Raw genomic sequence first — 13,859 nt, forward strand, 5'->3', positions numbered from 1 at the left:
TCACTGCCGGCGCGGGGCGCCGCGGTCATGGGGGCGGGCCGCCCGCCGTGGAGGGCGGTGGCTGCGGGGTGAGGGGGACACGTCCAGCCGACGCTACGCCGACGCCCGGCACGGAAGCAGGGCTTCCCCTTCTTCCCTCGGTGCACTGGGGCGCTGCGGGCGCTGCCGTCACGTGTGTCCCTCGATGCACGAACGTACGGCATTGCACGTGCGTGCCCGGATTCGCCCGAACGGGTGGCCGCGGGCTCCCCATCGGCCCGTCGGATGGCGGAAGCTGTCAGGTGTGACCCTGCTCACGTTCGCTGCCGTCGCCGTCCCAGCGGGCCCGCCTCATGTCCAGGCGCGGCAGGTGGCCCTCGGCCGCTCTGCTCGCCTCCTTCAGAGGTGTGCCCTCCGCGCGGTAGTGCGCGAGTGCCCGCAGTTCGTGCCCCGGGAGCAGGACACCGTCGGCGCGCACGACCCGCCACCACGGGACGGCGCCTCCGTAGAGGGCCATCACGCGGCCGACCTGGCGGGGGCCTCCCTCCTCCAGCCATTCCGCGACGTCCCCGTATGTCATGACACGGCCCGGCGGGACCAGCTCGGCGACCTCGAGGACACGCTCGGCGTACTCGGGCAGCGCCTCATCCCGCTCGGGGCGGCCGTCGTCCGGAAGGCTCACTTCGCTCATCCGTCCCATCCTGCCCCACCCCACCGACAGCGTGACCCGGTCGCGACGGGGTGTGCCCCTCGCTCCCGGACGGCCCTTGGGGCAGACTGTCGGATCCCGCATATGCACCCTCATGCCCCCGTGTGTCGGTGGGGCATGCCACCATCGTGCGGGCGGTGACCGGTGATACGAGACCAAGAAGAGACCATGAAGCAGCAGGGTGTGCACCCCGACGACGCGGAGGGCACCTCTGGGGCTTCATCGCGCCCGGACACCGAAGGCACGGGCGGCCGGGACGGCACGGACACCCGGGACCGCGCGGACACCACGGACGCGCAGACCGGCCGGGACCGCGCGGACACCACCGACGCCCAGGCCGACCGCGGACACGCGAACGCCGCTGAGACGGCCGCGACGGCCGCAACCGCTCCGACGGCCTCGACGGCTCCGGCGGCTCCGGCGGCTCCGGCAGAGAAAGATCCGGCGAAGAAGCGGGACGTGACCGCCGACGTGGCCCACATCGACGAGCTGGAGGGCGACGAACCGCTGCTCCCCGCGCGCGTGCACCGCCCCTCGGACCTGATGCGGCTGCTGGTGGGTGTGCTCGCCATCGTCGTACTGCTCGCGATCGCCGCGTTCGCGCACGGCACCACGTCGGGCCTGGAACAGGACATCAACAAGGGCACCGGGCAGGCGCCCGATCTGCTCATCAAGATCGCCGGGCTGGGTTCCAGCATCGCGATCCTGCTGGTGCCGGTCGCCTTCGCGATCGAACGGCTGATCAAACGGGACGGGCTGCGGATCGCCGACGGCGTGCTGGCGGCGGTCCTCGCGCACGGGGTGACGCTGGCCACCGACCTGTGGGTGGCCAAGGGGGCCCCGAACTCGATCCAGGAGGCGCTCACCCAGCCCTCCCCCGGCGACATCCACGCGCTGACCGACCCCGTGCACGGCTACCTCGCCCCCGTCATCGCGTACATGACGGCCGTGGGCATGTCCCGAAGACCGCGCTGGCGCTCGGTGCTGTGGATCGTGCTGCTGCTCGACGCGTTCTCGATGCTGGTCACCGGCTACACGACACCGTTCTCGATCATCCTGACCGTGCTGATCGGCTGGTCCATCGCCTACGGCACCCTGTACGCGGTCGGCTCGCCGAACGTCCGTCCCACGGGACGGACGCTGATGGCGGGGCTGCGCACGGTCGGCTTCCACCCGGTGAGCGCGGCCCGCGAGGAGGTGCCCGAGACCGCGGACAGCGGCGACCGCGGCCGACGCTACTTCGTCACCCTGGAGGACGGCCCGCCGCTGGACGTCACCGTCGTCGACCGCGAGCAGCAGGCGCAGGGCTTCTTCTACCGGGTGTGGCGCAACCTCACGCTGCGCGGCTTCGCCACCCGCAGCAGCCTGCAGTCCCTGCGCCAGGCCCTGGAGCAGGAGGCGCTGCTCGCGTACGCGGCGATCGCGGCCGGCGCCAACGCCCCCAAGCTGATCGCGACCTCCGAGCTCGGACCCGACGCCGTGATGCTCGTCTACGAGCACACCGGTGGGCGCACGCTCGATTCACTGCCCGACGACGAGATCACCGACGAGCTGCTGCGCCACGCCTGGCACCAGGTGCGGGCGCTGCAGTCCCGGCGCATCGCGCACCGCAGGCTCGCGGGTGACGCGATCGTGGTGGATCGTTCCGGCAGCGTGATCCTCACCGATCTGCGCGGTGGTGAGATCGCCGCCGGTGACCTGCTGCTGCGCATGGACGTCGCCCAGCTGCTGACGACGCTCGGACTGCGGGTGGGGGCGGAGCGGGCCGTCGCGTCCGCCGTCGGCGTGCTGGGGCCGGACGCGGTCGCCGACTGCCTGCCCATGCTGCAACCGATCGCGCTGACGCGCTCCACGCGCGCGACGCTGCGCAGGCTGGCCCGGGAGCGGGCGCAGCGGGAGCGCGAGGCGGTCCTGGAGACGTCCCGGAAGGCCAAGCAGGCCCGGCTGGAGCAGGCCGCCCAGGACACCACCGGAACCGTCACCGGGGTCGTCCTCGACACGCCGGACCGGAAGACGGAGAAGAAGGCCGAGCGGGCCGAGGCGCGGGCGCAGAAGCGGGCCATGGACGACGCCCTGGAGGAGGCCCGTGAGGAGGACCTGCTCACCCAGATCCGCCACCAGGTGCTGCGGATCAGGCCGCAGGCGCCGGTCGAGCCGGCCCGCCTGGAGCGGGTACGGCCGCGCACGCTGATCAGTTTCATCGCCGGTGCCATCGGCGCGTACTACCTGCTCACGCAGCTCACGCACATCGAGTTCGGCACCCTTTTCGCCAACGCGCAGTGGGGCTGGCTTGCGGCCGCGGTGCTGTTCTCGGCACTCAGCTACGTGGCGGCGGCCATGGCGCTGCTGGGGTTCGTGCCGGAGCGGGTGCCGTTCCCACGGACCGTGGCGGCCCAGGTGGCCGGGTCGTTCGTGAAGATCGTGGCGCCGGCGGCGGTCGGCGGTGTGGCCCTCAACACGCGCTTCCTGCAACGCGCGGGCGTGCGCCCGGGGCTCGCGGTGGCGAGTGTCGGCGCGTCGCAGCTGTTCGGGCTCGGCTGTCACATCCTGATGCTGCTGTCGTTCGGCTATCTGACGGGTACCGAGAAGACACCGTCGCTGTCGCCGTCCCGGACGGTCATCGCGGGGCTGCTGACGGTCGCCGTGCTGGTGCTGGTGGTCACCTCGGTGCCGTTCCTGCGCAAGTTCGTCGTCACGCGCGTACGGTCGCTCTTCGCGGGTGTCGTGCCGCGCATGCTGGACGTGCTGCAGCGGCCGCAGAAGCTGATCACGGGCATCGGCGGCATGCTGCTGCTGACCGCCTGCTTCGTGATGTGCCTGGACGCCTCCATCCGGGCGTTCGGCGACGAGTCGACCTCACTGAGCATCGCCAGCGTCGCCGTCGTCTTCCTGGCCGGCAACGCGCTCGGTTCGGCCGCCCCCACTCCCGGCGGCGTGGGCGCCGTCGAGGCGACCCTCACGGTCGGCCTGATCGCCGTGGGCCTGCCCAAGGAGGTGGCCGCTCCCGCGGTACTGATGTTCCGGCTGCTGACGCTGTGGCTGCCGGTGCTGCCGGGCTGGCTGGCCTTCAACCATCTGACACGCAAGGGATCCCTGTAGTCCAAGGGGCTCTTGTGACTCAAGGGGCCTCTGTGGCGAGCGGGTCACGCCTACTCCGGACGGCCCGTGTCGCGACGCGGGAGGCCGCCCGCGGCGCGAGGATGGAGACATGCAGAGCCCCCGCGGGCTGCGCGCAGCCGCCCTGACCGCAACCGCCGTCCTGCTCTCCGCCCTTGCGGCGGGCTGCGGCGGCGAGACATCCAGGGACAGCCCCAACGGCGGGGATCTCACGGCCCAGAAGCTTCAGTGGACGGACTGCCCCGCCCCGTCCGAATCCCAGGGCGGCGGCGCGGCGCCCTCCCCGCTGCCCGGCGGCGCCAAGTGGCAATGCGCGACCATGAAGGCGCCCCTGGACTGGAGCAAGCCCAAGGGCGACACGATCGACATCGCGCTGATCCGGGCGCAAGCGAGCGGACCCGGCAAGCGCATCGGCTCGCTGATCTTCAACTTCGGCGGTCCGGGGGGATCCGGTGTGACCGCCCTGCCGTCGTTCGCCCCGGACTACGCCAAGCTGCGCACCCGCTACGACCTGGTCAGCTTCGACCCGCGCGGGGTGGGCCGCAGCGCGGGCGTGCACTGCAAGAGCGACGCACAGCTCGACCAGTACTTCCAGCAGGACGCGACGCCCGACGACCAGGCCGAGCGGAACACGTACCTGAAGAACACCGAGCAGTTCAACGCGGGCTGCGAGAAGAACTCCGCGAAGATCCTCCCGCATGTGCGCACCACCGACGCGGCCCGCGACATGGACCTCATGCGCCAGGTCCTCGGCGACCGGAAGATGTACTACTTCGGCATCTCCTACGGCACCGAACTCGGCGGCGTGTACGCCCACCTGTTCCCCCGGCACGTGGGCCGCGCCGTGCTCGACGCGGTCGTCGACCCCACCCAGACCCCCGAGCAGACCTCGCTCGGCCAGGCCCGCGGGTTCCAGCTGGCCATGGACAACTTCGCGCACGCCTGTGTGTCCGACAAGACCGCGGAGTGCCCCATCGGGAACTCCGCGCAGGACGTCGAGAACCGCGTCGCGGCGCTGCTCAAGCAGCTCGACGCCAAGCCGATCCCCGGTATGTTCCCGCGCCAGCTGACCCAGAGCGCCGCGACCAACGGCATCGCCCAGGCCCTGTACTCCAAGGAGCTGTGGCAACCGCTCACCGAGGGACTGGAGCAGGCCTACGCCGGCGACGGCAGGATCCTGATGCTGCTGTCCGACGCGTTGAACGGCCGCAGCGAGAACGGGGAGTACAGCAACCTCACCTCCGCGAACGTCGCCATCAACTGCGCCGACGACAAGCAGCGGTACGACACGGCGTACGTGGAGCGGAAGCTCCCCGAGTTCCGGGCCGCCTCCCCGCTGTTCGGGGACTTCCTGGCCTGGTCCATGCTCACCTGCGCCGACTGGCCGGTCGCGGGCGCGGCCGACCACCCCGACGTGAGCGCGCCCGGGTCGGCGCCGATCCTCGTCGTCGGCAACACCGGCGACCCGGCGACCCCGTACGAGGGTGCGAAGAAGATGGCGGACGCGCTGGGCAAGGGCGTCGCCGTAGAACTGACCTACAAGGGACAGGGGCACGGCGCGTACGACAGCAAGAACAAGTGCGTGCAGAACGCGGTGAACGCCTACCTGCTCGACGGCAAGGTCCCGGCGGCCGGGACGGTCTGTTCCTAGCCGTAAAGACCCAGGTCAAAAGGTTATCCACAGGCTCCCACGGACGCGGTGGGGTCCGCCTACCATGGCCTGACGTGCTTGCCCGCGGCCGATCCGCGGGATTCGGGGAGGGGGGATGCGGCATGTCGCGTCTCATGCAGTGGACGGCCGTGGTCGCCGCCGCGGTGCTGCTGGCCGGGTGCGGCAGCGGATCAACCGGTGGAGGCGGGGGCGCCGGCGGGGGCAAGGGGAAGGGCGCTCCAGCCCGGCGGCCACACCGACGAGGTCTCCGGACGACGCCGTGTCGTCCCGGCGGCTGCCCGCCTCGCTCACCGCGCAGCGGCTCGACTGGGGCCGCTGCAAGGCCGGTTCCGGCTCGCCCACGCCGGGCGGCGAGTGGCGCTGCGCGACGCTCAGGGCGCCGCTGGACTGGTCCCGGCCCGACGGCGAGACCATCGGCATCGCTCTGATCCGGGCGAAGGCCACCGGTGAGCGCACCGGTTCGCTGCTGTTCAACTTCGGCGGTCCCGGAGGCTCCGGCGTGGCCACACTGCCGGCGTACGGCTCGGCGGTCGGCACTCTCCGGCAGCGGTACGACCTGGTGAGCTGGGACCCGCGCGGGGTCGGCGCGAGTGAGGGCGTCCGCTGCCGCGACGACCGGCGGATCCAGGCCGCCGAGGCGATCGACGCGACACCTGACACCCCGGCCGAGGAACGGACCTACCTCGAGGACGCGGCCGACTTCGGCAGGGGTTGCGCCAAGGCCGCCGGCAAGCTGCTCGGACACGTCTCCACGACCGACACGGCCCGCGACATGGACCTGATCCGGCAGGTCCTCGGTGACCGGACGATGCACTACTTCGGCATCTCCTACGGCACCGAACTCGGCGGTGTGTACGCCCATTTGTTCCCGCGGCACGTGGGGCGGCTGGTGCTGGACGCGGTCGTCGACCCGACCGCCGACTCGGTGGGCCACGCCATGAACCAGACCCTGGGCTTCCAGCGGGCGCTGGACGACTACCTGAAGTCCACCGGCGAGGATCCCGCGCGGGGCTCACGGAGGATCGCCGACCTGCTGAAGCGACTGGACGCCAAGCCGCTGCCCACACCCTCCGGGCGGAAGCTGACGCAGACTCTGGCACTGACCGGCATCGTCACCCCGCTGTACAGCGAGAACAGCTGGCCGGCGCTGACCGGCGCCCTGGACGCGGCGCAGAAGGGGGACGGCTCCGGACTGCTGTCGCTGGCCGACGCCTACAACGAGCGCGACACCTCGGGCCACTACGGCACGACGACCCACGCCCAACGGGTCATATCGTGCCTGGACGACAAGCAGCGGCCGACCCCGGAACAGACGCGAAAGCTGCTGCCCCGGTTCGAGAAGATCTCGCCCGTCTTCGGCGAGTACATGGCCTGGGACACGGCCGGCTGGTGCCACGACTGGCCGGTGCCCGGACAGTACGACACCCCTCAGGTCAGCGCGCCGGGGGCGGCCCCGATCCTGGTGATCGGCAACACCGGGGACCCGGCGACCCCCTACGAGGGCGCCAGGAAAATGGCGGACGAGCTCGGCAAGGGTGTCGGAGTGGAACTCACCTGGAAGGGCGAAGGCCACGGAGCCTACGGCAGCGGCAGCGACTGCGTGGACTCCACAGTCAACGCCTACCTTCTGTACGGCTCGGTACCGAGGAACGGCAAGGTCTGCTCCTGACGCCGGCGGGGGCCGCGGGCACCCATGGCACCCGCGCCCCCGCCGTCCGACAGACAGGACGAGCCGTGAGATCAGTACACCGGCTTGTGCGGTTCGATCTGGTTGACCCAGCCGATGACGCCGCCGCCGACGTGTACGGCGTCGGCGAAGCCCGCGGACTTCAGTACGGCGAGGACTTCCGCACTGCGGACGCCCGTCTTGCAGTTCAAGACGATCTTCTTGTCCTGCGGGAGGCTCTCCAGGGCCGTGCCCATGAGGAACTCGTTCTTCGGGATGAGACGGGCACCCGGGATCGAGACGATCTCGAACTCGTTCGGCTCGCGGACGTCGATGAGCTCGATGTTCTCGCCGTCGTCGATCCACTCCTTGAGCTGCTTGGGAGTGATCGTCGAGTCGGCGGCCGCCGCCTGGGCCTCCTCGGAGACGACGCCGCAGAAGGCCTCGTAGTCGATGAGCTCGGTGACGGTCGGGTTCTCGCCGCAGACCGCGCAGTTGGGGTCCTTGCGGACCTTGACCTGGCGGTACTGCATCTCCAGGGCGTCGTAGATCATCAGGCGGCCGACCAGCGGCTCGCCGATGCCCGCCAGGAGCTTGATGGCCTCGTTGACCTGGATGGAGCCGATGGACGAGCACAGCACGCCCAGGACGCCGCCCTCGGCGCAGGAGGGGACCATGCCGGGGGGCGGGGGCTCCGGGTAGAGGCAGCGGTAGCAGGGGCCGTGCTCCGACCAGAAGACGGAGGCCTGGCCGTCGAAGCGGTAGATCGAACCCCACACGTACGGCTTGTTCAGCAGCACGCACGCGTCGTTGACCAGGTAGCGGGTCGCGAAGTTGTCCGTGCCGTCGATGATCAGGTCGTACTGGCTGAAGATGTCCATCACGTTGTCGGCCTCGAGCCGCTCCTCGTGAAGGACGACGTTCACGTACGGGTTGATGCCCTGGATGGTGTCGCGCGCGGACTCGGCCTTGGAGCGGCCGATGTCGGACTGGCTGTGGATGATCTGACGCTGCAGGTTCGACTCGTCGACCTCGTCGAACTCCACGATGCCGAGCGTGCCGACACCCGCGGCGGCCAGGTACATCAGCGCCGGCGAGCCCAGGCCACCGGCGCCCACACAGAGCACCTTGGCGTTCTTCAGCCGCTTCTGCCCGTCCATCCCGACATCCGGGATGATCAGGTGGCGGGAGTACCTGCGGACCTCGTCTACGGTGAGCTCATCAGCTGGCTCGACCAGGGGTGGCAGCGACACGGGGACTCCGTTGGTCGGTCTATCACTACGGTTGTTCTTCTCGTAACACTGCCACGGCCTTCTTCATTCCGAGACACCTGGTCCGACCCGCGAGACGATTTCGTCCCAGTAGCCGGGCAGGTTCTCCCAGGGGTCGGCCCGGCCGCCGCGGTCCGTGCGGTCGGTGAGCCAGATCGTCGCCGCACCCTGCCAGCGGGCGATGCGCAACGCCTCCTCCAGATGACCGCGCGGAACGCCGTGCACGAAGTGGCAGAAGCGCTCGGGCGGGTAGTCGGCGGTCCACTCCGGCGCCTGCGAGAAGCGGTAGTCGCTCCAGGCCCCGCTGAACGTCACCAACTGGTCGGCGTTCTCGGCGTAGCCGGGATGCGGATGGGTGCCGTGGCCGAGGACGATGTGGGCATCGTCACGCAGGGCCCGGAGCGAGGTGATCGTGCGGCGGGTCTCGGGCAGCCCGGTGCGGTCGACGGGGCAGCGGTCCAGGAGGAAGCCGTCGACCCGGTACCACTCGAGGTAGCGGTGGGCGTCGGCGATCACGTCGATCCGCGACCGCGCGCCGTGGGCGCCGTCGACGCGGCCGAGGACCCGGACGCCCGCGTTGCGCAGGCGTCCGGCCACGTCCAGGCAGTGCGGGTCGGGCTGGACACCGGGGCCGTCGGCGACGTCGAGGACGACCCAGTGCAGGGGCGTGCCCGGCCGGGTGAGCGTGTTCCACTCGGCCGGGGCGAGCAGCGGGTGGGCACAGCCGGGGATGCCGAGGCCGGTACGGACGTCGGTGCCCGAGGTCGGTGGAGTGCTGGTCAGATACGGCATGCCGCTTCCATCCAGATGTCGGCGAGGGACTCTTCGAGGCTGATCCGGGGCCGCCAGCCGAGCCGGTCCCGCGCGGTGCGCACATCGGCCTGCTGCCAGCTGCCGCAGCCGTCGGGGTACGGGTACGCGGCCGGGGAAGGGTGCTCGGGGTCGGTGCGGGGATGCCCGATCGAGGACCTGAGATGGCCGCCGTGCGGGGCGTCGAGCTCATGGAGCGCACCGCCGTACCCGGCGACGCGGGCGAGGACCGAGGCGGCGTCGCGCAGCCGGACGGCACGCCCCGAGCCGATGTTGATGACGCCCTGGGCGGCCGAGAGCGAGGCTGCGTGCACGGCACGGGCCACGTCGCGTACGTCGACGAAGTCGCGCTGGGTGCCCAGCCCGCCCAGCTTGAGGTCGCCGTCGCCGGCCTGCATGGCGCGGCGCATGGCCTCGGCGAGCCGGCCGAGCGGCGAGCCGGCCGGGGTGCCGGGCCCGGCGGGCGAGAACACGCGGAGCACGACGGCGTCGAGGCCCGAGCCGAGGACCAGTTCGGTGGCGGCGAGCTTGCTGACCCCGTACGGGCCTCCGGGCCGCGGCACGGCGTCCTCGGCGGTGGAGGAGCCGGGCTGGCTGGGGCCGTACTCGGCGCCGCAGCCGATCTGCACCAGGCGGGCGCCGCAGCCGCTGCGGCGCAGCGCCTCGCAGACGGTGGCGACGGCGACCGTGTTGTGCCGGGTGAGTTCCCGGGCGCCGCCCCGGGTGGCGCCCGCGCAGTTGATGACGACTCCGGGGTGCACCGCGTCCAGGAAGCGGGTGAGGGCACCGGGGCTGCCCGTGGCGAGGTCGAAGCGGACGTCGGCGTCGTCGCCGCGGCCGAGGGCGGTGAGCTGGACGGCCGGGTCGGCGAGCAGGCGGTCGGCGACGAAGCGGCCGAGATATCCGTTGGCTCCGATCAGCAGAACCCTCATCGGGCGGCTCCCGGGGTGTGCGCTCCGGTGGCTCCGGATGCTCCGGACGCTCCGGATCGGGCGGTGGTCATGTGGTGTTCTCCTTCAAGGGGGTGGTGCGTTCGGCTCCGGCTGTGCGGCCGGACGCCCGCGGCCGGCAGGCCGGCTCTGCCTGCGGCTCCGACCTGGTGCGATCGCGTGCGGGGATACGTCGGCGTGGGTGCGTGCCGCACCGCGCGGCGCCCGGGGCCCGCCGGTTCCGCCCGGAGGCGGCACGCGGACGGCCGGTGCGGTGCGGGGTCGGCCCGGTGCTCGTCACGGCTGTCCCTCCGCTCGGGCATGCGCCGAGGCCCTGCTCAGGGTCCGGGTCGCGTGAACCAGGAGGGCCAGGGCCGCGGTGCCGCAGGCGAGGGCGGGTACGCACCCCGGGCCCCAGGCGGCGACCAGGCGGTCGACCGGCGTGGCGAGCGGGCCGCAGCCGGGGAGGCGGGCGGCGAAGACGCTCGCCTGGGCGACCGCCTCGACCGTGGCCGCCGCCCCGAGGGCGACGGCCGGGGCGTGGGTGAAGCCGTGGATGGTGAGGAGGCGGGCGAGCAGCAGCAGAGCGCCGAGCGTCAGGGCCTGGGCAGCACCGGCGGGCTGGTGCAGGACGGCACCGCATACGGCGAGCAGGGCGGCCAGGGCGCCCAGGAACAGTCCGAACGCGGCCAGGAGCAGGGGGCGTACGGACGCGGCGAACTCCTCCAGGCCGCGGCTGGCCGCCAGTCGGTTCCGGGCGCGTACGGCGAAGAGGTGCGCGGCCCAGGTCGCCGGGGCGCAGCCGAGTGCGAGGGCCAGGGCGGGGGCGACGGCCAGGGGCCAGGGGCCGGTCGCGGTGCCGTCCGGAAGTCCGTCGGGGCCGCCGGTGACGGCCGCGCCGAGCAGGCCGTCGCCGAGGACGGCGTAGGCGATCAGCCAGTACGTCCAGGCGCGTGTGCCCGGTGTGGAGGTGCCGGCCGGGGTGTGTCCGAGCGTGCTCAGGGGGCCGCGGCGTAGCAGGGCGCGTACGCCCAGGGCCACGACGAGGACTCCGGCCGCGGCCACGGCCAGGCGTGTCCGGCCCTCGGTCAGGCGCAGCCCGGTCACCGCTGCCGCGCACAGGGCGCCGGGCAGCAGGCCGAGCACGACCCGGTCGACGGTCATCCTGGGTACGTCGGCGCTTTCGGTGGCCGGCGCCGCCTCTGGAGCCCGGGAGACGCGGGCGTACATCTCCTCGGCCAGCGAGAAGACGTCACGGTGACGGAAGCGGGCGGCGGTGCGGTCGGTGACGCCGTGCGCCTCCAGACCGGCGGCGATCTCCAGCGGGTCGACGGCCCGTTCGCACAGGTCGCGGTGACGATGCATCAGCGCCTTGACGGGATCGACGGCACCGCGCCGGGCGGCCCCGGGCACCCGCCGTTCGGAGGCGGCACCGGAGTCGGGGGACGCACCACCGGAAGCAGCACCGCCGCCGAGGCTCGGCCGTTCACCGAGGCGCGATTGTCCGCCGAGACCGGAGGTGGAGTGCGGGCCGGAGGCGGACTGCGGGCTGGCAGCGGAGTGCGGGTGCGTGCCGACGGCCGTGACGGAGCGCTCCTGCTCGCCGGGGCCGCATCCCGGGCGTAACCGCTCGGCCTGGTCGGCGTCCGGGCGTGGCTGTGGGGTGGTGGGGGTGAACGGGTGGCCGGGTTCTGAGGGAGTGGTCATCGGGCGGCCTCCGTGGCGGGTTTGGGGGCCGGGGGCCAGACGGAGACGCCGTTCGCCCAGGCGGGGCCCGGGCGGTGCGCGGCCGGGGCCGATGAGGCGGCGCCTGGGGCGGTGGGGGCTGCTGGGGCAGTGGGGGGCGCCGGGGCGGCCGGCCCGGTCCAGTGGCCGGGGACGTGGGCCTCGGCCGGGGAGGCGAACGGGAGGGGATCACCGGAGTCGTCCAGGACGACACGCCGGACCGGGCAGCGCGAGACGATCTCCAGGTAAATGCCGTGAAACGCCGCGATGTTCTGCTCGACGGTGAACAGTTCGAGTGCGCGGGCGCGCGCGGCGGCGCCCAGGCGCGCACGGCGCTCCGGGTCGCGCAGCAGCGTCACACACGCCTCGGCGAGCGCCCGCGGATTACGCGGGGGCACCACCAGCCCCGTACCGCCGATGACCTCGACGACCGCGCCGACGTCCGTGGAGACGGTGGCACAGCCGCAGAACATGGCCTCGACGAGACCGACCGGGAAGCCTTCGACGACACTCGACAGGACGGTCACGGCGCCCGAGGCGTACGCGTCGGCGAGGGTCGGGGCCTCGGGCGCGCCGATCTCCTCGAAGGACACCGGGTTGTCGCCCACGGTGTGCGGCCCCTCGGCCTCGTCGGGGAACAACTGGGCGGCCAGCGCCTTGCAGTGGCCCAGGTAGGCCTGCCCGTCGGGGCCGGACGCCCCGCCCACGACGCGCAGCCGCGCCTTCGGTTCGGCTCTGCGGACCTCGGCGAAGGCGTGCAGCAGCGACACCAGGTCCTTGGCGGGGTCGACGCGGCCGACCCATACCAGCGTGTCTGCGTCGACGGCCTCCGGTGCCTCGCCGACCTCGGCGAACGCGGCGGCGTCCATGCCGGGATGGACGGTGCGCAGCCTGGCGCGATCGGCGCCGCAGCGCTCCTGCCAGCGGCGGGTGTGGGCGTTTCCGTGGGTGAGGACGGCGGCCTGCCGGTAGACCTCGGTGGCGAGCCTGCCGTGGAAGGCGGCGAGCAGCGCCCGTACGGCCGGGGCGGTCCCGCCGGCGCCGGTGGCCAGGTAGTGCGCGCGCAGGGGCACGCCGTACTCGGTGACCAGCAGCGGAACGTCGCAGAAGTGGCGGGCGAGCAGGCCGGGCAGGGCCGCGGTGCCGCCGGCCGTGGCGTGGCAGAGGTCGGCCGCGCCGAGGCCGTCGTCCTCGTACCAGTCGAGCGCGAGCGGGCGCAGGCCGTGCTCCAGGTGCGCGGCGACCGCGAGCAGATCGGGTACGCGCGCCTCACGCGCCTCACGGATGGCGCCGGGCGCGCGACAGGCGCGTTCCAGCGCCCGGACGGCGGTTTCCGAGTGCAGCGCGCCCACGAGGCCGCCCTCGTCCCGGGCGAGTTCCGCGAGGCCGTACAGCGCACTGGCGAAACGGTCCGCCTCATGGTCCGGGCCGCCCTGACCGGCCACGCCGACCTCCGCGTCGGCTTCCACGCCGCCTTCCGCTTCGCCGGCTTCGGCGCCGCCCGCCCCCGACAGGGCCGCCGCCAACTCCCCGTAGCACTCGGTGAAGCGCCGGCGCGCACGGCGCCCGTATCGCACGCCGTCGTCCTCTGCCGTCCACAGGGGTGCCGTACGGACCCGGCTGACCTGTCGCGGCAGCGGAACCCAGCCCTCGTCCTCCTGCTGCCGGGTGCGGCTGAGCGCGTAGAGGTCGAACTCGTGCTGTCCGAGCCCGCGCACGAGCCGTTCGCACCAGAGTCCGGCGTCACCGCTCACATACGGATAGCCACCCTCCGTCACCAGTCCGATGCGCACGCGTGCACCCCCGATCTCTTCCGTCTCCGCCGTACGGGGAGCCGCCGTCGCACCGGCGGCTCACAACGGGACGAACGTATGCGGACATGCCGGTGGCGCATCGGTGAGCGCTCCGCGCTGACCTGGTTCGTCCTGCACGAGCTGCTGGGCGTCGAGAACGTCAAGAACTACGACGGCTCCTGGACCGA

The 13,859-nt window shown here is 72.6% G+C and carries 9 protein-coding genes and 1 pseudogene; 4 read left to right on the forward strand and 6 right to left on the reverse strand.

Going from position 1 to position 13,859, the window contains the following annotated elements:
- Positions 1-277 precede the first annotated feature (277 nt).
- Positions 278-670, reverse strand: coding sequence for an MGMT family protein (locus tag ABZ484_RS18815; protein ID WP_358867000.1), 393 nt, complete (start codon positions 668-670; stop codon positions 278-280).
- A gap of 186 nt (positions 671-856) precedes the next feature.
- On the opposite strand from ABZ484_RS18815, the gene ABZ484_RS18820 reads away from it, so the two are divergent.
- The 3 genes from ABZ484_RS18820 to ABZ484_RS18830 all read left to right on the forward strand — a co-directional run bounded on the left by ABZ484_RS18820 (position 857) and on the right by ABZ484_RS18830 (position 7,146).
- Positions 857-3,787, forward strand: a complete 2,931-nt coding sequence (locus tag ABZ484_RS18820; protein WP_358867001.1) for a lysylphosphatidylglycerol synthase domain-containing protein — start codon at positions 857-859, stop codon at positions 3,785-3,787.
- A gap of 109 nt (positions 3,788-3,896) precedes the next feature.
- Positions 3,897-5,456 (forward strand): alpha/beta hydrolase, encoded by a 1,560-nt coding sequence (locus ABZ484_RS18825; protein WP_358867002.1) that lies wholly within the window; start codon positions 3,897-3,899, stop codon positions 5,454-5,456.
- Between the two features lie 280 nt (positions 5,457-5,736).
- Positions 5,737-7,146, forward strand: coding sequence for an alpha/beta hydrolase (locus ABZ484_RS18830; RefSeq protein WP_358867003.1), 1,410 nt, complete (start codon positions 5,737-5,739; stop codon positions 7,144-7,146).
- Between the two features lie 71 nt (positions 7,147-7,217).
- Here ABZ484_RS18830 and moeZ read toward each other — a convergent pair whose 3' ends face one another.
- From moeZ to ABZ484_RS18855, 5 genes are all read right to left on the reverse strand, one after another.
- Positions 7,218-8,396 carry an adenylyltransferase/sulfurtransferase MoeZ gene (moeZ, locus tag ABZ484_RS18835; protein ID WP_358867004.1) on the reverse strand — a complete coding sequence of 393 codons (1,179 nt, stop codon included), beginning with the start codon at positions 8,394-8,396 and terminating at the stop codon, positions 7,218-7,220.
- A 63-nt stretch (positions 8,397-8,459) separates the two neighbouring features.
- Entirely contained in the window at positions 8,460-9,206 is a 747-nt protein-coding gene (locus ABZ484_RS18840; protein WP_358867005.1) for a spherulation-specific family 4 protein, read from the reverse strand.
- A complete protein-coding gene (locus ABZ484_RS18845; RefSeq protein ID WP_358867006.1) occupies positions 9,194-10,156 on the reverse strand; it encodes an NAD-dependent epimerase/dehydratase family protein in 963 nt (320 codons plus the stop codon). The genes ABZ484_RS18840 and ABZ484_RS18845 overlap by 13 nt, the downstream gene beginning before the upstream one ends.
- A gap of 294 nt (positions 10,157-10,450) precedes the next feature.
- The gene (locus ABZ484_RS18850) at positions 10,451-11,860 is read right to left on the reverse strand and encodes a hypothetical protein (RefSeq protein ID WP_358867007.1); all 1,410 of its coding nucleotides are present in this window, start codon (positions 11,858-11,860) and stop codon (positions 10,451-10,453) included.
- Positions 11,857-13,671 (reverse strand): DUF3492 domain-containing protein, encoded by a 1,815-nt coding sequence (locus ABZ484_RS18855; RefSeq protein WP_358867008.1) that lies wholly within the window; start codon positions 13,669-13,671, stop codon positions 11,857-11,859. Before ABZ484_RS18855 ends, ABZ484_RS18850 begins: the two co-directional genes overlap by 4 nt.
- 96 nt (positions 13,672-13,767) lie before the next feature.
- On the opposite strand from ABZ484_RS18855, the pseudogene ABZ484_RS18860 reads away from it, so the two are divergent.
- Positions 13,768-13,859: pseudogene (locus ABZ484_RS18860) on the forward strand (sulfurtransferase); the annotation flags it as partial.

Source organism: Streptomyces sp. NPDC006393, assembly GCF_040628575.1.
Taxonomy (GTDB): domain Bacteria; phylum Actinomycetota; class Actinomycetes; order Streptomycetales; family Streptomycetaceae; genus Streptomyces.